14 protein-coding genes and 1 pseudogene are annotated in these 19,967 nt (G+C 59.8%); 12 read left to right on the plus strand and 3 right to left on the minus strand.

Annotated features, from left to right (window positions below; translation table 11 throughout):
• Positions 1-6 precede the first annotated feature (6 nt).
• Positions 7-2,361, minus strand: a complete 2,355-nt coding sequence (locus PM3016_RS00565) for an FdhF/YdeP family oxidoreductase (protein ID WP_014368110.1) — start codon at positions 2,359-2,361, stop codon at positions 7-9.
• 259 nt (positions 2,362-2,620) lie between these two features.
• Positions 2,621-2,977, minus strand: coding sequence for a Na-translocating system protein MpsC family protein (locus tag PM3016_RS00570; protein ID WP_014368111.1), 357 nt, complete (start codon positions 2,975-2,977; stop codon positions 2,621-2,623).
• Positions 2,978-3,401: 424 nt separating this feature from the next.
• Here PM3016_RS00570 and argC point away from each other — a divergent pair, with 424 nt between their 5' ends.
• From argC to argH, 7 genes are all read left to right on the plus strand, one after another.
• Positions 3,402-4,451, plus strand: coding sequence for an N-acetyl-gamma-glutamyl-phosphate reductase (gene argC / locus PM3016_RS00575; RefSeq protein ID WP_041619362.1), 1,050 nt, complete (start codon positions 3,402-3,404; stop codon positions 4,449-4,451).
• Positions 4,452-4,491: 40 nt separating this feature from the next.
• Positions 4,492-5,721, plus strand: coding sequence for a bifunctional glutamate N-acetyltransferase/amino-acid acetyltransferase ArgJ (gene argJ, locus PM3016_RS00580; protein WP_014368113.1), 1,230 nt, complete (start codon positions 4,492-4,494; stop codon positions 5,719-5,721).
• Between the two features lie 106 nt (positions 5,722-5,827).
• Positions 5,828-6,619: an acetylglutamate kinase gene (gene argB / locus PM3016_RS00585; protein WP_014368114.1), complete on the plus strand. Its 792-nt coding sequence runs from the start codon at positions 5,828-5,830 to the stop codon at positions 6,617-6,619.
• Positions 6,620-6,660: 41 nt separating this feature from the next.
• Positions 6,661-7,854, plus strand: a complete 1,194-nt coding sequence (locus PM3016_RS00590) for an acetylornithine transaminase (protein WP_014368115.1) — start codon at positions 6,661-6,663, stop codon at positions 7,852-7,854.
• A 95-nt stretch (positions 7,855-7,949) separates the two neighbouring features.
• Positions 7,950-8,906, plus strand: a complete 957-nt coding sequence (gene argF, locus PM3016_RS00595) for an ornithine carbamoyltransferase (protein ID WP_013913946.1) — start codon at positions 7,950-7,952, stop codon at positions 8,904-8,906.
• 128 nt (positions 8,907-9,034) lie between these two features.
• The gene (locus PM3016_RS00600; protein ID WP_013913947.1) at positions 9,035-10,276 is read left to right on the plus strand and encodes an argininosuccinate synthase; all 1,242 of its coding nucleotides are present in this window, start codon (positions 9,035-9,037) and stop codon (positions 10,274-10,276) included.
• A 178-nt stretch (positions 10,277-10,454) separates the two neighbouring features.
• On the plus strand, positions 10,455-11,870 hold the full coding sequence (gene argH, locus PM3016_RS00605; protein ID WP_013913948.1) for an argininosuccinate lyase: 1,416 nt from the start codon (positions 10,455-10,457) through the stop codon (positions 11,868-11,870).
• A 148-nt stretch (positions 11,871-12,018) separates the two neighbouring features.
• Here argH and PM3016_RS00610 read toward each other — a convergent pair whose 3' ends face one another.
• The gene (locus tag PM3016_RS00610) at positions 12,019-13,539 is read right to left on the minus strand and encodes a VanW family protein (RefSeq protein WP_014368116.1); all 1,521 of its coding nucleotides are present in this window, start codon (positions 13,537-13,539) and stop codon (positions 12,019-12,021) included.
• A 450-nt stretch (positions 13,540-13,989) separates the two neighbouring features.
• Between PM3016_RS00610 and ftsE the strand changes: the two are divergent.
• The 5 genes and pseudogenes from ftsE to PM3016_RS00635 all read left to right on the plus strand — a co-directional run bounded on the left by ftsE (position 13,990) and on the right by PM3016_RS00635 (position 19,966).
• A pseudogene (ftsE, locus tag PM3016_RS00615) lies at positions 13,990-14,675 on the plus strand (cell division ATP-binding protein FtsE).
• On the plus strand, positions 14,665-15,588 hold the full coding sequence (gene ftsX / locus PM3016_RS00620) for a permease-like cell division protein FtsX (RefSeq protein WP_014368117.1): 924 nt from the start codon (positions 14,665-14,667) through the stop codon (positions 15,586-15,588). Before ftsE ends, ftsX begins: the two are co-directional and overlap by 11 nt.
• Before the next feature lie 98 nt (positions 15,589-15,686).
• Positions 15,687-16,952 carry a murein hydrolase activator EnvC family protein gene (locus PM3016_RS00625; RefSeq protein WP_014368118.1) on the plus strand — a complete coding sequence of 422 codons (1,266 nt, stop codon included), beginning with the start codon at positions 15,687-15,689 and terminating at the stop codon, positions 16,950-16,952.
• A 94-nt stretch (positions 16,953-17,046) separates the two neighbouring features.
• A complete protein-coding gene (locus PM3016_RS00630) occupies positions 17,047-18,498 on the plus strand; it encodes a S41 family peptidase (protein ID WP_013913953.1) in 1,452 nt (483 codons plus the stop codon).
• Between the two features lie 184 nt (positions 18,499-18,682).
• Entirely contained in the window at positions 18,683-19,966 is a 1,284-nt protein-coding gene (locus tag PM3016_RS00635) for a PDZ domain-containing protein (protein ID WP_013913954.1), read from the plus strand.
• Position 19,967: the final 1 nt, after the last annotated feature.

Here is a 19,967-nt window from a genome sequence, read left to right on the forward strand (position 1 = left end):
CCCCGCTCACTCGCTCTCCAGTTCCAATTCTTCGATTCTCCGCTCCACGTACTTCGTATCCTTCATCGCATGATAAGTTTCCGCTTTCTCCACAATCACCGAGGTATTATATTCCGGTATTCCCGCATGAGGTTCGTATACACCGGTCGGCAGCAGCACATTGCCCTCCGGCCAGTGCACTTCGATATTGCCGGGCTTGACCGGCTCCCACTTGGCTCTTCCGTGCATGGCACCATACCGGTTATAGACGACGATGGCGTCATCTTCGCGAAGACCGAGCTTCCGGCCGTCCTCCGGATGCATCAGCACATGGTACCGGTCCGCCCCGTTGAAGGGGTCCGTCTCGCTGTAGATCATGGAATTGAACTGCTTGCCCCGCCTGGTGGTCACGAAGAAGTGTCCTTCAGGTTTCCGGAGCTCCGGAAGCTCGATCGGCAGCAGCCGCCCCCGGCCATCCGGGGTCGGGCAGATACCGCCTTCGCACAGCCAGGCGCCGCCCCACTGGAATACGTCGCCCCGCGACTTCAGGTGCTGGATGCCGTCGTAGTTCGGCGCCGCCTCGGCAATCTCCCGGCGGATGTCCGCTGCGGATTGGAGGCCCAGGCGCTTCGCCTCCTGCGGCTTCACCCTGGCGGCCAGCTCAGCGTAGATCTGCCATTCGGCCCGGGCTTCCGGCATGCGGGGGCCTTCGATCTCCGGTGAGAAGTAGACCATCCGCTCCGTGGAGGTTGACGTGCCGCCGCCAGGCTGCTCATAGCGGGTCATCGCCGGCAGCACGATCACCGTTTCCGCCGCGTCGACGAGGGTGGAGGTGTTCAGGATGATATCCTGATGTACCCGCAGCTCCACCCGCTCAAGGCACTGTCGGATAAATTCAGGATCCGGCATCGTCTCGAGGAAGTTGCCGCCCGAGGTATAGAACACCCGGAGCCGGCGCTCATGGTCCTCGGGGAGCATCGCGTTCTCGAGGGAGACCCCGACGATGTCCCCCTGCCAGTCGGGCAGCGGGAAGCCCCACAGCGCTTCAATGCGACGGCGGGCGGCTGCATCGCCGATCTCCCCGCCGGGCAGCGAGAATGGGTCTGCACCCATCTCGCCCGAGCCCTGCACCCCGCTGTGCCCGCGGATCGGCATCAGGCCGCAGTGCTCCCGGCCGAGGAAGCCGCGCAGCAGCGCCAGGTTGGCGACCTGCGAGATGTTGTCGGTACCGAAGCGGTGCTGGGTCAGGCCCATGCTCCAGACGAAGACGCCCGATTTGGCTTCGGCGAGCAGCACGGCAAATTCCTTCATTCGCTCACGGGAGAGGCCGGAAGACTGCTCCAGCAGCTCCCAGGGCTGCGCTTCCACGTGGGCACGCAGCTCCTCCAGCCCGTTCGTGTGGGCGGCCAGGAAGGCATGGTCGAGAGCAGAGCCGGGCTGTGCGCGCTCCATCTCGAACCAGACCTTCATGACGCCGTTCATGAAGGCGATGTCCCCTCCGATGTTCACCTGGTAGAAGTCGTCGGTGAGCTTCGTGCCGAACAGCGCCGACTCCGGCACGGATGGAATCCAGTACTGGTCCATCGACGGCTCATGGTATGGATTGATCACGATGATCCGGGTCCCCCGGCGCTTCGCCGCATACATATACTTGGTCGACACAGGCTGGTTGTTCGCCGCTACGCTGCCCCAGAAGACGAGGACATCTGTGCCGATCCAGTCCTTGTAGCTGCAGGAGGAGGCGCCGATGCCGACCGACCGCTTCAGGGCGGTCTTCGAGGGCGAATGGCAGATGCGGGACGCGTTGTCGATGTGGTTCGTCCCGAGGAACCGGGCTACCTTGGCAGCCGCGTAATACGACTCGTTCGTAATCCCGCGGGCCGTGAGGTAGAAGGCCAGCTGCTTGGGGTTGACAGCCGAGATTTTGGCGGCGATTGTGTCCAGCGCTTCGTCCCACGAGAGGCGGGTGAACCGGCGTTGGCCCTTCCGCCGGATCAGCGGATACGGCAGGCGGCCCAGCCCGCGCAGCGCGGTGCTGTCCATGCGGCGCAGTTCGTCGATATCGGCGTGCAGCACATCCCTGGGGATCGCAGGCATCGTATTCAGCCGCAGGACGTTCAGCCGGGTGGTGCACAGATGGGGGCCGGTCAGGGTTTGATCCTGCAGCCCCGCCACGCCCAGCGCGCAGCCGTCGCACACCCCTTGGGTCAGAATGCGGTAAGCATAGGGCAGCTGGTCGCGATTGTCCCATACGGCCTTGAACGTGTCGCGGATATGCCGGGGTTTGATCCGGTTCAGCCCGAACGGGACGCGGCTGGCCCAGAGGGACGGGTCGGGGAGGGAGGGCAGGGGGATTTGCCCGGAATGTTTGGTTTGGCCCATAGAGGAACGCTCCTTCAGTTTGGGAATAGGATAGGGAGGTGCACAAAAAACCGCAGCAGGCCCAGAGCCCGGGACGTACAGGAATAAAGCCTGCTCCGATGGGGGCTGAGTCTGCTGCGGCGGTTAGTCTTGAGCAGGATCGCTGCCAAGTGCCAACGGCACCTATGTAGTTAGGATAGGCGGGTTCACCGGTGAAGGCGGTCCGGAGGGTATCCGGCATGCCTGTCATGGCGAAGGGCCCGAAGAATCAGCGGCAAAGTCAGCCGGTCTTGTGCGGGATGTCCCGGTCAAAGACGAAGATGCTCATGCCGATGTCCTGGTCAAGATCAATGTCGACGAACAAGTCTACGAAGCGGGCGCCGAGCAGCTCTTCCATCTCGACGGGGCGGTGGGTCCGGTACATCTCCTTGACCATCTCGGTCCGGGCGGTACGCAGCGCCTGCTTGCCGTCGGTCGCCGTAGCGATGAACTTCTCGACGGGAGAGAGATGGCCTTCCATCTCGCAGATCGCCCAGTTCCTGCAGAACGTGGTGCGGATCTCCCGGGGGCCTTTGCCCATATGCTTCTTGCGAAACGCTTTCACCAAATTGCTGAATTCGGCTTCCAACTTTGTCATATCTACCATTCCCCGATTCATTACGCATAAAGGGCAACTCAAATTTTACCATGCGGGATACCCCAGTTCAAGAACATTCCCGATTCGTCAATGGAGCCGGATTGCCCCTCCGGCGGCTGGAACGGTGCGGGCCCCAGGGTGGAAACGGTGGATAAAAGGGACGGGCGATGGGGCGGATGGGATCGCCTTTCGGCTGGAAGAGAAAGGTTGCAGAGCCGGAAAAGCTGGGGTACGATGAGGAAGGTGGAAAAGGCCATCTGCCTCCATGGCAGCAAGGCGCCTGTTGAATACGGCCGGAGTTACCGGATCGAGGGATAAGGCAGAGGTTTCCATAGATATCATCAGTGCTGTTCATGAAAAAATGCGTTGAATTATTATACTTGCGAATGTATAATAATACATAGTTTGCATGTGGAGGGAACGGATTATGTCTCAAGTAAGAGCGGCCATTGTCGGAGCGACAGGATACGGCGGGGCGGAAACGATCCGGCTGCTGCTGGCTCATCCCCATGTGGCGATCACATCGGTGGTATCGTCCTCGAACGCCGGGGCTTCCATCGCGGAAGGCTTCCCGCACCTGAACGGAATTCTGACCGACAAGCTGGATGCGGTTGATGTGGACCTCTTGAAGGAGAAGGCGGATGTCGTCTTTCTGGCCACCCCGCACGGCATCAGCAGCGAGCTGTCGCCGAAGCTTCTGGATGCTGGACTCAAGGTGATCGATATCTCGGGCGACTTCCGGCTGAAGAACGGGGAAGATTACGAACAGTGGTACAAACATAAGCCGGCTGATCCGGCCTACATAGATAAAGCGGTATACGGACTTTCCGAAGTGTTCGGGGACGACGTCAAGGGAACGGATTTCGTCTCGAATCCGGGCTGCTACCCGACGGCTACGGCACTGGGGCTTGCTCCGCTGGCGGCTCACCGGTGGATCGATCCGAAGTCGATCATCGTCGATGCCAAGTCCGGCGTATCCGGTGCAGGGCGCGGTCTCAGCCTGACGGTGCACTACTCGGAGATGAACGAGAATTTCCTGGCCTACAAGGTCAACAAGCACCAGCATACGCCTGAGATCGAACAGACGATATCCCGTCTTGCAGGAGAAGAAGCCGTGATCACGTTCACGACGCATCTGGTGCCGATGACGCGGGGGATTCTGTCGACGATCTACGTGAATCTGAAAGAAGCCCGCAGCGAGGACGAGATCTTCGCCTTGTTCCGTTCTTATTATGAAGGACGGCGGTTCGTCCGGATCCTCGAGAAGGGCAAGTTTCCGGCGACCAAGCAGGTGCTCGGCTCCAATTACTGCGACATCGGCTTGTCCCTGGACTCCCGTACCGGCCGTCTTACGGTGATCTCGGTCATCGATAACGTGGTCAAAGGTGCGGCGGGACAGGCAATTCAGAACTTGAACCTCATGATGGGCTGGGACGAAGGCACCGGGCTGGCATTCAGTCCTGTGTACCCTTAAGTGGCCTTTCCATAACTGGGCAGAACGGGAGAGAAGAGCGATGACGGTAGGCAAAGCAGCGTTCGTGGTGGTGCCGGAGGGCTCCGTAACGACGCCGGCAGGATTCCGCGCAGGGGGACTGCACTGCGGACTGAAGAAGACGGAACGCCATGACCTTGGCGTGATTGTATGCGAGGTGCCGGCACAGGCGGCGGGTGTATATACGCTCAACCAGTTTCAGGCTGCGCCGCTCGGCGTGACGAAGGAGAGCATCGCCGAGGGCGGTACGCTGCAGGTGATGCTCGTGAATTCGGGCAACGCCAATGCGTGCACGGGCCAGCAGGGCGTGGACGATGCCCGCGCGATGCGTGCGGCCGGCGCCAAGGCGTTCGGTGTGGCCGAACACCTCGTCGGCGTAACCTCTACCGGCGTGATCGGGGAGCTGCTGCCGATGGGCAAGGTGCTCCCCGGCATCGAACGGCTGCCGGCAGGTGTGAGCGCGGACGGCGGAGACGACTTCTGCCAGGCGATCCTGACCACGGATCTCGTCAAGAAGGAGATCTGCGTGTCGCTGACGGTCGGGGGCACCACGGTGCATATCGCTGGGGCGGCTAAAGGCTCCGGCATGATTCACCCGAACATGGCCACGATGCTCGGCTTCATCACGACCGATGCCAACGTTGCAAGCGCCGACCTGCAGAAGCTGCTGAACGAGGTGACGGATTCCACGTTCAACATGATCACCGTAGACGGCGACACGAGCACGAACGACATGGTGGTCGTCATGGCCAGCGGTCTGGCCGGCGGCGAAGCGCTGACTCCGCAGCATGCGGATTGGGAGGCCTTCAAAGCCGCGTTCGCTTTCGTGGGCGAGCATCTCGCCAAGGCGATTGCGCGGGACGGTGAAGGGGCGACGAAGCTCGTAGAGGTGACCATTACCGGAGCGGACTCGAAGGAAGCGGCGCGCGCCATCGCCAAGACGGTCATCGGTTCTTCGCTCGTGAAGACGGCGGTCTACGGCGCTGACGCGAACTGGGGCCGGATTATTGCGGCCGTCGGCCGGGCCGGGTATAAGGTCGAGACGGAGAAGGTCGATGTGCGGCTCGGCGATATTACCGTACTGGAGCAGTCCCGTCCGGTGAAGTTCGACGAAGAGCGGGCTGCGGAGTACCTTAAGGGCGACTTCGTTCTCATCCATGTCGATCTGCATATGGGGGATGTATCGGCAACCGCCTGGGGCTGCGACCTCACATACGACTATGTGCGGATCAATGCCGCCTACCGAACGTAACGGGATGTCCCACGGCAAGGGTTGATGGGGCTAAGGATAAGGCCGCTTTCCGGAGGAGACGGGCTGCGGTCTGCAAGGGATATAGAGCAGAAGGGGATACGCGCGGATGAAAGACTGTTTTGTGATGAAATGCGGGGGCAGCACACTTGCGGCCCTGCCGGACGCTTTCTTTGAAGACCTCCGTATTCTGCAGGAGCAGGGGCTCATTCCGGTGATCGTTCACGGCGGCGGGCCGGCGATCTCGGATACGCTCGGCAAGCTCGGGATCGAGACCGAGTTCGTCAACGGTCTAAGGCGGACGGATGAGAGGGTGCTCGACGTGGTCGAGATGGTCCTCGCGGGCCAGATCAACAAAGAGATCGTGCGCAAGATCCAGTGCTCCGGAGCGAAGGCGATCGGCCTCTCCGGGGTCGACGGCCATCTGATCCAGGCGGAGCCGGTGAAGAACGCGCATGAAGTGGGGCTTGTCGGTGACGTGACGAACGTCAACGGGGAGCTGGTGCAGGGCATCGTGGCCATGGGCTATATGCCGGTCATCGCCCCTGTCGGCATCGGTGCCGACGGCGGCCAGCGCTATAACATCAATGCGGATACGGCGGCCGGCGCAGTCGCTTCACATATCGGCGTCGAGCGGATGATTGTGGTCACCGACGTTCCGGGCATCCTGAAGACGGTGGACGGGGAGAAGCGGGTGCTTCCTTCCGTTACGGTTCGGGAGATCGACGAGATGATCGAAAGCGGCGAAATTTATGGCGGCATGATTCCGAAAGTGCGGGCAGCCGTGCAGTGTATTCAGGGCAAGGTGCGGGAAGTCGTCATCGTGAACGGCTCCGAACCGGCCGTGCTCAGCCGGGTGCTCCGCGAAGGCGGCATCGGTACGCGCATCGTACGGAACTGAAGAACGGAATCCTACTTCGATTATATAAAGGAGTGAACGACATGGGAGAAGCTCAAAGCGCTTTGTTTCCGAACTACGCACGGTATCCTTTTGCATTTGTGAAGGGCGAAGGCAGCAGGCTGTGGGATGAGAACGGCAAGGAGTATCTGGACCTGATGTGCGGGATTGCGGTTACGAATCTGGGTCATGCGCCGAAGCGTGTGGGCGATCGGCTCAAGGAGCAGATCGATACGCTGTGGCATACAAGCAACCTGTACCGCATCCCGAACCAGGAGAAGCTGGCGGGACTGCTCGTACAGCACTCCTGCGCCGATGCGGTTTTCTTCAGCAACAGCGGCGCGGAAGCGAACGAGGCGGCTATCAAGCTCGCCCGCCGGTACTTCCAGAAGGTGCTGGGCCAGCCGGAGCGCTGCGAGATTATCACCTTCCACATGTCGTTCCACGGCCGCACGCTGGCTACGTTAACCGCAACAGGGCAGGATAAGGTCAAGGAAGGCTTTGCACCGCTGCCTCAAGGCTTCGTTTATGCGCCATTTAATGACGCCGAAGCCCTTGAGAAGCTTGTATCCTCCCGGACTTGTGCGATCATGCTGGAGATGGTGCAGGGCGAGGGAGGCGTGAACGCAGCGGACCCGTCCTTCGTTAAGCGTATCGTCGAGCTGTGCGAAGAACACGGACTGCTGCTCATCGTCGATGAGATCCAGACGGGCATGGGCCGTACAGGCAAGCTGTTCGCCTACGAGCACTACGGCATCGAGCCGGATATCTTCACACTGGCCAAAGGGCTTGGCAGCGGGATGCCGATCGGCGCCATGCTCGGCAAGGAAAAGCTCCGTGAAGCCTTCTCCGCCGGCAGCCACGGCTCGACCTTCGGCGGCAACTACCTTGCCACAGCGGCAGGGCTGGCGACCTTGGAAGTCATGCTGGAAGAGAAGCTGCCTGAGCGTGCAGCGGAACTGGGTGCTTATGCCGTCGGTGAACTGAAGAAACAGCTGGCCGGCAATCCGCTGGTGACGGAAGTGCGCGGGCTTGGCCTTCTGCTGGGCATCGGGTTGACCGTGCCGGCGGGCGAGATCATCGGCTCCCTGCTCGACCAAGGGGTTCTCGTGATTTCGGCGGGACCTAACGTGATCCGGCTGGCACCGAGCCTGCTGATCAGCAAGGAAGATCTGGACCGCGGCCTTGCGGCCATTACAGCGGAACTGGCGAAGAAAGCAGCCGCAGCAGCGGTTTAATATACAATGCGGCAGCGGCTTCCAGCCGGAGCGCTCCGGTTACGATCCGAGAGAAGGGCCTTGGGGCCGCTGCAAGAAAGAAGGGAGATGCATTCATGGCGGGAACGACAGAGCAGGATATCGAGATCAGCCTGAAAGGGCGCGATTTTATCGGTCTGGTGGATTATGCGCCGGAAGAGATTCAATATTTGATCGACCTGGCAATCAATCTCAAGAAGAAGAACCAGGCCGGGGAAGTGTTTCAACCGCTGAAGGGCAAGACCCTCGGCATGATTTTTGAAAAATCATCCACGCGTACGCGTGTTTCCTTTGAAGTAGGGATGTACCAGCTCGGCGGGCATGCGCTGTTCCTCAGCAAGAACGATCTGCAGCTCGGCCGCGGGGAGACCATTCATGATACCGCCCAGACGATGTCGCGCTATCTTGACGGCATCATGATTCGCACCTATGCGCACCGGACGGTGATCGAACTGGCCCGCGGGGCAACGGTACCGGTCATTAACGGTCTGACGGATCTGTCGCACCCGTGCCAGGCGCTGGCGGACTACCAGACGATCCAGGAGAAGAAGGGCCGTCTGCAGGGGCTTAAGATGGCTTACATCGGCGACGGCAACAACATGGTGCATTCGCTGATGATGGGCGCGGCGAAGCTCGGCATGAACTTTGCGGTGGCGACGCCGCAGGGCTACGAGCCGGACAGCGAAGTGCTCGAGCTGTCGAGAGAAGCGGCTTCCAAGGCCGGCAGCTCCATCTGGGTCGGCACCGATCCGGTGGAAGCCATCGCCGATGCGGATGTCGTCTATACGGACGTCTGGGCGAGCATGGGCTTCGAAGCGGAGCAGAAGGAGCGGGAGCTCGCGTTCAAGAATTTCCAGGTGAACGAAGCGCTTGTGAAGTACGCGAAGAAGGACTACCTCTTCATGCACTGTCTGCCTGCACACCGCGGCGAAGAAGTGTCCGAAGGGGTAATCGACGGGGCCAACTCCGTGATCTTCGATCAGGCGGAGAATCGTCTGCACGCGCAGAAAGCCGTTATGGCCGCCATTATGTAGAACGGACGAATGAACGGCAGTGCAGAGGCTTGGGATGGGGACCGCTTCCGGGCGGAGATGACGGGAACGGTCCCGGCCGGCCGCACGGCCGCAATGATAGAGCGAACACAAAGGAGAGCGGGAGAAGCATGGCAAAGCAGAAAATCGTACTGGCCTATTCGGGCGGATTGGATACATCCATCATTTTGAAATGGCTGAAGGAAACCTATGACGCCGAGATCATCGCGTTCACAGCGGATATCGGCCAGAAGGAAGAGCTCGACGGCCTGGAAGAAAAGGCGCTGAGCACCGGCGCTTCCAAGGTGTACATCGACGACCTGCGCGAAGAATTCGCGAAGGATTTCATCTATCCGATGTTCCAGGCGGGCGCCCTGTATGAGGGGCAGTATCTGCTCGGCACGAGCATTGCCCGTCCGCTGATCGCCAAGCGCATGGTTGAAATCGCGCTGGCAGAAGGCGCAACGGCGATCGCCCACGGCGCAACCGGCAAAGGCAACGACCAGGTTCGCTTCGAGCTTACGGCTGCCGCATTGACACCGGACATCGAAGTGATCGCGCCATGGCGTCTCGAGTCGTTCCGTGAGCAGTTCCCCGGCCGCGCCGAGATGATCGCTTACGCGGAGAAGCACGGCATTCCGGTCACGGCATCGGCGTCCAAGCCGTACTCCATGGACCGCAACCTGCTGCACATCTCCTACGAGAGCGGCGTGCTCGAAGATCCTTGGTTCGACGCCAGCGCTCCGGAGAACAAAGAGATGTTCCTGCTCTCCGCTGACCCGGAAGATGCGCCGGATCAAGCGGAATACATCGAGCTCGAGTTCGAGCAGGGCAACTGCGTAGCCATTAACGGCGAGCGGATGATCCCGCTGCACATCATGGAGAAGCTTAACGAGCTCGGCGGCAAGCACGGCGTAGGCCGCGTCGATATGGTCGAGAACCGCTTCGTCGGCATGAAGAGCCGCGGCGTATACGAGACACCGGGCGGCGCGATCCTCTTCACGGCTCACCGCAAGATCGAGTCGCTCACGATGGACCGCGAAGTAATGCACCTGCGCGACTCCCTCATCTCGAAGTACGCTTCGCTCGTCTACAACGGCTTCTGGTTCGCTCCCGAGCGTCTGGCCGTACAGGCCCTCGTCACCGAGAGCCAGAAGAACGTCAGCGGCACGGTCCGCCTAAAGCTCTACAAGGGCAACGTGATTGCAGCGGGTGTGAAGAGCCCGGTATCGCTCTACAACCCGAACATCGCCACGATGGAAGCCGATCCGACCAAGGCATACGATCAGGGCGATGCGACAGGCTTCATCCGCCTGAACGCGCTGCGTCTTCGCGTGGCCGCAGGGGTGAAGAAGAACGCCGATCAAGCGTAAGAAACCAAGCGCAGTGGTTTGTACTCCCTAGGGTTTCTCTCTTACGCGGCATCAGCCGCTGGGGGAGGGCCCTAGGCCTGTGTTATGTCGGTTTCTGCGCACCCGCACGTGGTGGCGAAGATCAGCTTGTTTTTTGGATAGATGATGATGGATGAACCGGAGAGGGGAGCAACCTAACGTGTCTAAGCTTTGGGGTGGACGGTTTACGAAGAAGACGGATCAGCTCGTGGAGGAATATACGGCCTCGATCCTGTTCGATAAGGAACTGGCGGAAGAAGATATTCAAGGGAGTCTCGCGCACGTGACGATGCTCGGCAAGTGCGGCATTCTTCCGCTGGACGATGTGGAGAAGATCAAGGACGGGCTGCACAAGGTCCAGAATATGATCCGCCGCGGCGAAATGGAATTCACGGTAAGCGACGAAGACATTCACATGAATATCGAGAAGGCGCTGATCGATGAAGTCGGCCCGGTAGGCGGCAAGCTCCATACCGGCCGCAGCCGCAACGACCAGGTGGCTACGGATATGCACCTGTGGCTCCGCAAACGGGTGGTGGAGTTCGTCGGCCTCCTGAACAAAATCCAGGAAGCGCTGATCGGTCAGGCAAAAGCGAACCTGGACACGATCGTTCCGGGGTATACGCATTTGCAGCGGGCGCAGCCGATCCTGTTCGCCCATCATCTGATGGCGTATGTCTCGATGTTCCAGCGGGACATTGAGCGTCTGCAGGACAGCTACAAGCGGATCAACGTGCTGCCTCTGGGCGCCGGTGCACTGGCGGGTACGACGTTCCCGATCGACCGTCACTTCGTGGCCCAGCAGCTCGGCTTCGATCGCGTATACGAGAACTCCCTGGACGCCGTATCTGATCGGGATTTCATCGTCGAATTCCTTGCCAATGCCTCGCTGATCATGACCCACCTCTCGCGTCTAAGCGAAGAGTTCGTGATGTGGTCGAGCACCGAGTTCCGCTTCATCGAGCTTGACGATGCGTTTTGTACGGGCAGCTCGATCATGCCGCAGAAGAAGAATCCGGACGTTCCCGAGCTCGTGCGCGGCAAGACCGGCCGGGTGTACGGCAACCTGATCGGCCTGCTGACGGTGCTCAAGTCGCTCCCGCTGGCCTATAACAAGGATATGCAGGAAGACAAGGAAGGCATGTTCGACACCGTCCGTACCCTGCAGGGTGCGCTGCAGCTCTATGCCCCGATGATTGCAACGATGAAGGTCAACAAGGACCGGATGCGTCAAGCGGTCAACCAGGACTTCTCCAACGCGACGGACATTGCCGATTATCTCGTGAACAAGGGCATGCCGTTCCGTCAGGCACATGAAGTCATCGGCAAAACGGTGCTGTATTGCATCCAGAACGGCAAATACCTGCTCGATCTGAAGCTCGAAGAATATCACCAGTTCTCCAAGCTGTTCGATCAGGATATCTTTCAGGTGCTTCAGCCGGAGAGCGTCGTGAATGCCCGCAACGTCTATGGCGGTACGGCCTCCGTACAGGTTAGCGGGGCGATCGAACGGGCCGAAGCGGTGCATGCCGCAGCTGCAGCCTGGTTCGACGAGTACTTCGCCAAGAGCCGGTAAGTTACGATATAGGCCCCGGCTGTAGGATAGTTTCCCTTGCCGGCCGCAAAAACATAACCCCCGCAAGCCTGCTAACCGTTCCCTGGATTACTCCCGGGGAAGGCGCCGGCTGCGGGGGTTCTTTGTGCTTGCCTGAAGGGGAGCGGGGCTATCGGGCCGAGCGGTAATTCGGTCCCTTGACGCCGTCTTCGATCATCGGTTCCCGGGGAGAAGCGCCGGGTGACGGCGAAGTGTGGTCCCGGGAAGCGGCGGATCCGTTCGAAGAGGCGATGACCGTAGGCTGGGCGCTGTACGTGTCGCGGGAGATTTTCTCCTCGGCCATCACCACCCCGTTCTTCAGCTTCCTGCGGTAAGTTTCGACGATATAACCGGGCTTGCCCTTGATCAGTGTTTCCTGCCTGCCTTTGCGCAGCGTCGGATTGTGCACGTATTTAACCGGCGCCGGGAGGGTCTCGACGGTTTTGGAAACAATATCGTAAGACCACTCCGGCGGCGTCTGTCCGAACAGCTTCACGGTCATGCTGCGGTCGGTGGCCGAGGTGCGGATAAGCAGGTAATGTCCGGTGCTGTTGCGGAACTTGAAGCCGATATGCCCGGAGGCAAACGTGGCATCCTGACCGAGCGGGACATAGCTTACCGGCAGGGAATGGTTGCGCCGCTCCACGATGGTCAGGCCGGCACGGAGCACGGCATTGTACAGCGTGGAGGATACCTGGCAGATGCCGCCGCCCACGCCCGGAACGAGCTTCCCATTGACGATGACGGGGGCTTCGCGGAAGCCGAAGCGCTTCTCGGTTTCGGCGATGTAAGGTGCATAGTCGAAGACCTCGCCGGGCTTCAGCAGCACGTCATGGATCACGGCCGCCGTCGAGCGGACGTTATGAACCCGGCCCTCCGGAGAAGCACTGCCGGGCGGGTAGCTGGTTGTGTACTCGATCAGCTTGCGCGAGATGCCCTGAGCCTGCAGCGCCTGCACGGTAACCCCCGGGGCTGCCGTCCTCATCGGCAGCTCCACATCCAGCGGAGGCGGAGCTGCCCCGCTCTCCGGCGCATCTTTGGAGAGGGGCGCGCCCGCCAGGGAGCCCCACGAAGGAAGCTTCGCGAGCAGCGCCTCGTGCAGCTTCGCTTCATCGATCAGCGACACGGCCTGCTCCGGCACGTAGCGGATCGTGTCGTCGGCTTCGATGATGCGCAGCGCGTCGGCGGGCTTGCGCGCGTAGACCTCGGCGAACGTAGCGGACAGCGCAGCGCGAAGCTTCTCTTCCGGCAGCTGCACGGCCAGCTGCCATGAGACGCCGCGCAGTCTCCAGCGAGCGAGGGCACGCTCCCACGGCGAGCCCTGCCGCAGCGGCTGCAGCTGGGCCTGCAGCTCCTCGCGGCGCAGCTCCAGGCCCAGTTCGCCGAGCGTGACGCTCTTGGTCAGCCGGGCTTCGCCCTCCTTGACGGCGAGCCGTACGGGCAGGGACAGCAGGGCCGCCTCTTTGGCCGCAAGCTGCTCCTCAAGCTCCGCCGGCGTGAGCCCCGCGATGGACCAGTCGCCGATCCGAGCTTCGGCCGGCAGGTGCGGGTGCAGCCCGTAGGCGGCCGTACCGAGCGATGAGGCCAGCAGCAGAAGGAGGCCGGCGGCCAGTCCGTAATGGAGTCGCTTGCTTGTAGTGATCGATGTCATAGGGCCTGCTCCTTTATTTGCGGTAAAATCGGATGGGGACCGTACAAGAGCTGCACACTTCATTGGTATGCGGACACGCCCCAAAACTTGCCTGCGAACCCGCGGATGCCCCTGCAGCTGCTGCGGATTTGGCGAAGCTTGACAGCATTAGGGGAGGCATGGCAGAGATCCGGGCGGCGGATGCTGCCTTCTGTGACAATGTGTAGAAAATCACTTGGCCATAAAGGAATTTAGAGCTTTATGTCGAAATTATAAAAGCTGGCACCGGTCTGGCTTTTTTTGGCTGTTGCGGCTGTGTTGTTTCGTTATCAAGCCGGGGGCTGTGCCTTGCGCGTTCTGCCCATCCCGGTATTCTTGCGATTCGACCGAAGGATAGTTTCATGCGGCTTCAGGTGAGCCTGCTGCACCTATAGAGAACCACCAAACTCGCAGATCTCAGGATGTGATACAGTGATTGAAATGCACGACGTGTGGAAAACGTACCCAAACGGCGGTCATGCCCTTAACGGCATCAGCGTGAAAGTGGATCAGAGCGAATTCGTCTACGTCGTGGGTCCGTCCGGGGCCGGTAAATCGACATTCATGAAATTGATCTATAGAGAAGAGCGTCCGACCAAGGGGACCATTTTCGTCAACGGATTCAACCTCGAGAAGCTGAAGCAGCGCAAGATTCCGTTCGTCCGCCCAACATCGGCGTGATCTTTCAGGACTTCCGTCTGCTCCCGAAGCTGACGGTGTTCGAGAACGTGGCGTTTGCCATGGAGGTCATCGAGGCTCCGAAGAAAATCATCAAGAAGCGCACGATGGAAGTACTCGAGCTTGTCAACCTGAAGGACAAGATCCAATCGCTTCCGACCCAGCTCTCCGGAGGGGAACAGCAGCGCGTGGCGATTGCCCGTGCCATTGTGAACAATCCGTCCGTCATTATCGCCGATGAACCTACAGGCAACCTCGATCCCGAGACCTCTTGGGGGATCATGAAGCTGATGGAAGAGATCAACTTCCGGGGTACGACCATCGTCATGGCGACCCACAACCGGGAGATTGTGAACTCGATGCGCAAGCGGGTGCTTGCCATTGAAGGCGGCAGGATCGTGCGCGACCAGCTGAGAGGAGATTACGGCTATGAGGATTAGCACGGTAGCCAGACATCTTCGGGAAGGCACCAAGAATGTGGCGCGCAACGGCTGGATGTCCTTTGCTTCCATCGCTTCCATCGCGATCTCCCTCCTGATTCTCGGCGTTTTTCTGCTGCTGACGCTCAATGTGAACTATTTGGCCCAGCAGATCGAGCGGCAGGTCGAGATCCGGGTGTACCTCGAGGTGAATACATCGCAGGAGAAGATCGATGAAGTGGCCGCGAAGATCAAGGAGATTCCGCAGGTGAAGACGGTGACGTTCGTCTCCAAGGAACAGGGGCTTGCCGATCTGCGGGAACGTCTTGGTGAGAACGGCAGGCAGCTGCTGGAGGGGCTGGAGGGCGAAGATGACAATCCCCTCAATGACTCGTTCACGGTGGAAGTAACGGAGCCGCGGGATGTGGCATCGGTTGCGGCCGCGATTGAGAAGCTGAACGCTCCGGAAGATCCGGTGAAGACGATTCATCGTGTGAACTACGGCAAGGGGACGGTCGAGACGATGTTTAAGGTCACCTCGGTGGTCCGCAACATCGGTCTGGTCATCGTAGCGGGACTGGCCCTGACGGCGATGTTCCTCATCGCCAATACGATCAAGCTGACGATTATCGCGCGGCGCCGGGAGATCTCGATTATGAAGCTTGTCGGCGCGACGAATGCGTTTATCCGGTGGCCTTTCTTCATTGAGGGGGCGCTGCTGGGACTGATCGGATCTCTGATTCCGATTGTGCTGCTGCTCTACGGGTATTGGCAGCTGATGCGGTGGGTGTCGCTCGATCTTAATCTGATGCTGATCCAGCTGCTGCCTTTCGAACAAGTGGGACCGAAGACCGGCGCGCTGCTGCTTGGCATCGGCGTGATTATCGGCGTGTGGGGAAGCACGATTTCGGTCCGCAAGTTTATGCGCGTTTGACCGGCAGGTTCCGGTCAGGGGAAAGACGCGTTTGGTATTTTGTCGTTACGCTGAATTTCGGCACGATATAGATTATGGTAACAGGGGAGGAACACGTGTTGTCGAACAAGCCTTTTGTGCCTTTTGTCGTCGCAGCCGGACTGGTGGGGATGCTGATCGCACCGCAGTCCGGAATCGCAGCATCGGAAACCCAGCGGATCCAAAATGAGCTGAACCAGCTCAGACAGCAGAAGAATGCTTACCAGAAGAAACAGGCGGAGACGGACAAGCAGATCGCTCAAGTCCAGAACGAGAAGGCGCGAACGGAGAGCGATCTCGATGCTCTGATGGGGCAGATCGACTCGACCAACACGAAGCTCAACCAGTTGAACGAACAGATTTATACTGTGAAAACCTCCCTCGAACAAAATGCCGTAGAGCTTGACGAAGCGGAAGTGCGGATTGAGACGCGCGACCAGCTGCTGAAGTCCAGACTCCGGCTGATGTATATGAACGGCGCGGTTTCTTACGCGGATGTGCTGTTGAGCTCCACAAGCTTCAGCGATTTCCTGGACCGTCTGCAGGCGCTGCAGTCCATCGTCTCGCAGGATAAGGATATCCTCGAGGCGAACAAGCGCGACCACAAGGTCATTGCCGACAAGCGGGTCGTGATTGAACAGAAGCTCGCGGAGGTAAAGACTTTATACGGACAGGTCTCGGAGATCAAGGCCGATCTTGTGGAGAAAGAAAAAGAGAAGGAAGTCCGGATTGCCAGCCTGAGCCAGCAGGAAGAGCAGCTCGAGCATATCAACGAGGAAATCGAACAGCAGGTGATGGCTGCTGCTGCGGCGGAGTCGAAGAAGCAGCAGGCCCTGTTCAAAGAACAGCAGCGGGTGGCTAGAGAAGCGGAAGCGGCAAGAAAGAAGAACAATACGTCGAACAAAGGCGTGATTGCCCCTCCTCAGGCTTATGCGGCTCCCGGGGGGAAGTTCGGTTATCCGCTTCGCAGCTATGTCAGCAAATCCTCCGATTTTGGCTCGCGCCGTGACCCGATCACAGGCCGTACCGCATCTCACAGCGGGGTTGACCTTCCGGCTCCAAACGGAACCGACATTCTCGCGGCGGAAGACGGCGTGGTGATCATGGCCCAATCGTGGAGCGGTTACGGCAATACGGTTATGATCGACCATGGAGGCGGAATTTGGACGCTGTACGGGCATATCCGCAACGGCGGGATTGCAGTGGAGAAGGGTGAGACGGTCAAGAAAGGCCAGAAGATCGCGGAAGTCGGTTCGACCGGTCGCTCCACCGGCAATCACCTTCACTTCGAGGTGCGGATCAACGGGAACCCGGTGAATCCGAACGGCTACATCGGCCAAAAATAAGCGGCATCTTTCATAATTAGGAAAGGCTTGTCATACACTACAGAGACAAGCGGCGTAAGTTCGTGGGAAGAGCAAAGGCGGTGTGGAGAGAGAAATGACGTTCAAGGGACGTACGGTGATCGCGTTTGTGCTGCTCGGCATGTTCGCCAGCAGTATCATGACGCTCACGATTGTGAATCCGTCTATCTTCGCAGCTGTCGGAAGGCCGGGGGCTGAAGGGGCGGAGGTCAAGTCGGGGCTGACGCAAAAAGATTATAACAAGATAGCAACGACGTATGGACTCATCGAGAACAAGTTCCTCACCGAAGTGGACCGCGAGAAAATCGTCAACGGGGCAATCAACGGCATGCTGGCAACGCTGGACGATCCGTTCACGGTCTATATGGACCAGAAGGAAGCCCAGCAGTTCGACGAGAACATCTCCTCCTCGTTCCAGGGTATCGGAGCGGAAGTGACGTCGGAGGACGGACGGATTATGATCGTGGCGCCAATCAAGGGATCTCCCGCGGAGAAGGCCGGTCTTCATGCCAATGACGTGATCCTGTCGGTGAACGGCGAATCCCTGGAAGGGCAGACGCTGAACCAGGCGATCATGAAGATCCGCGGGCCGAAAGGCACGCAGGCCAAGATCGAGATCGCGCGGCCCGGCTCGCCCGAGCCGATCCAGATTATCGTCGTCCGCGACGACATTGATGTGGAGACGGTGTACGCCGAGATGCTCGAAGGTCAGATCGGCAAGATCGAGATCCGTCAGTTCGCCAGCAATACGTCGAAGCGCTTCAAGGAAGAGTTGAAGCTCCTGGAGGATCAGGGCATGAAGGGACTCATCATCGATGTGCGCAACGATCCGGGCGGACTCCTGACGGCTGTGGTCGAGATTGTCGAACCGTTCATTCCGAAGGACAAAGCGATCGTGCAGATCGAGAACCGCAAGGGAGAGAAGGAAGTCACGCCTTCCAAAGGCAGCGGCAAGCCGTATCCGGTCTCGGTTCTGATCAACAAGGGCAGTGCCAGCGCTTCGGAGATTCTGGCCGGTGCGCTCCATGATTCGGTAGGCAGCAAGCTCATAGGGGAAACCACTTTCGGCAAGGGGACCGTGCAGGTAACCTTCGAAGAAGAGATGGGCGACGGAAGCAATATCAAGATGACCGTCTACAAGTGGCTCACGCCGAACGGCACCTGGATCCACAAGAAGGGCATTGCTCCGGACCTGGCGGTTGAGCAGCCGGCCTTCTTCAAAGCGGCTCCGCTCTCGAAGAAGGAGACGCTGAAGCCGGATACGAACAGCGAGGACGTCAAGAATCTCCAGATCATGCTGCAGGGGCTTGCCCTGAACCCGGACCGTACGGACGGCTACTACAGCCAGCAGACGGCTACGGCGGTGAAGGCGTTCCAGCGGTTGAACGATCTGCCGGTAACCGGGGAAGTGGACACGGAGACGGCGAACAAGCTGGAGAAAGCAGTGCTGGCGGCGATCCGTGAGCCGAAGAACGATCTGCAGCTCAAAGCGGCTCTGCAGTACATGCAGCAGACGGTCAAACCGTAACACATGACCCATAACCAGATGGCCGGTGCCTGTGATTTTCTGTGAAAGCAGGAAATGGGGCCCCTGCGTCGAACTCATGTAAGAAGGCAGTTCCCGAGCCCTTGGGAGCTGACCTTCTTCTTCTTTTTTATACAGCCCTTTTAATAAAATCATTTGCTATTTACAACACGTAAGGGAGTCAGCCATGGGGGGACTAATCGATTGGGGATTCCGGGGGCTGAAGGCCCTGACGGAACTGCTTTTGAATCCGTTTTACTATGTGGGTATTCTGTTCATCGTGCTTCAATACCGCCGGCAGATTCTGCTGGAACGCAAGCTCTTCTCCGTCAAGCTCCATTCCTTGATCTCCGAAACCTGGAGAACGGTGCTGTGGGGCTGGATCGGTGGTCTTGCCGCTTCGGCCGTGATGGCGGGCATCGGAGCGGTAGTGCAGCCGGAGGCGGTGGTACTGCTGTGGATCGTATCCCTGCTGCTGATCTGGGCTCGGGTACGCTTCTTGTGCTGGGCCTATGCGATCGGTGTGCTGGGTATACTCCAGGCGGTGTTGGTGAACTTCCCGGCGCTGCAGGAAGCCCTGTCCTGGCGCTGGGCTGTGGACTCGGTTCTGGCCCTGCATATGCCGTCGCTGTTCGCCCTTGTGGCGGTGCTTCATCTAATTGAGGCGCTGCTGGTAAGGCGGCAGGGCACACGCTTCGGTACGCCGGTCTTCGTGGAGAGCAAGCGGGGCAAGATCGTCGGCGGCTACCAGCTGCAGGGATTCTGGCCGGTGGCCCTCTTCCTGACCGTGCCGGTGCAGGGCGGGGCACCGCTGCCATGGACGCCCCTGCTCGGCGGAGACCTCTATGCCGGAGGCTGGGCCGTGCTGGCCCTGCCCGTCATGATCGGCTTCACCGATATGACGACTTCGCGGCTGCCGCGGGAGAAAGTGCAGCTGAGCTCCGGCCTGCTCGTGCTCTATGCCGCGCTGCTTCTGCTGCTCACGGCGCTTTCCGCCTGGTGGGCACCGTCGCTCTTGGCCGTATCGCTGCTGTGCATCCTGCTGCACGAAGCGATTGTATTCTACAGCCGCTGGGATGAATCAAGGCGCAGTCCGGTCTTCGTCCACGGGAACCGGGGGCTGAAGATCCTGGGCATCCTGCCGGGCAGCCCGGCTGCGGAGCTTGGTCTGCAGGTCGGCGAATCGCTGTACAAGGTGAACGGCATGATCGTCCGGACCCGGCAGGAGCTCCACCATGCCCTGTCCCAGAATGCGGCCTTCTGCCGGCTGGAGATCTTGAATCTGGCGGGCGAAAGCAAATTCGTCAAGCGGGCCATCTTCTCGGGGGAGCATCATCTGCTTGGCATTATCTTGGCCCCCGATGAGGATGTGCTCTACTATACCAAGGAGCGGCCTCTGCCCTTCTGGGCGTATCTGGGCCGCCGGGTCAGGGGGCTGTCGGACAACCGTCCGCGTCCTAAATCCATGTAAG

It is taken from the genome of Paenibacillus mucilaginosus 3016 (assembly GCF_000250655.1).
GTDB lineage: Bacteria > Bacillota > Bacilli > Paenibacillales > NBRC-103111 > Paenibacillus_G > Paenibacillus_G mucilaginosus.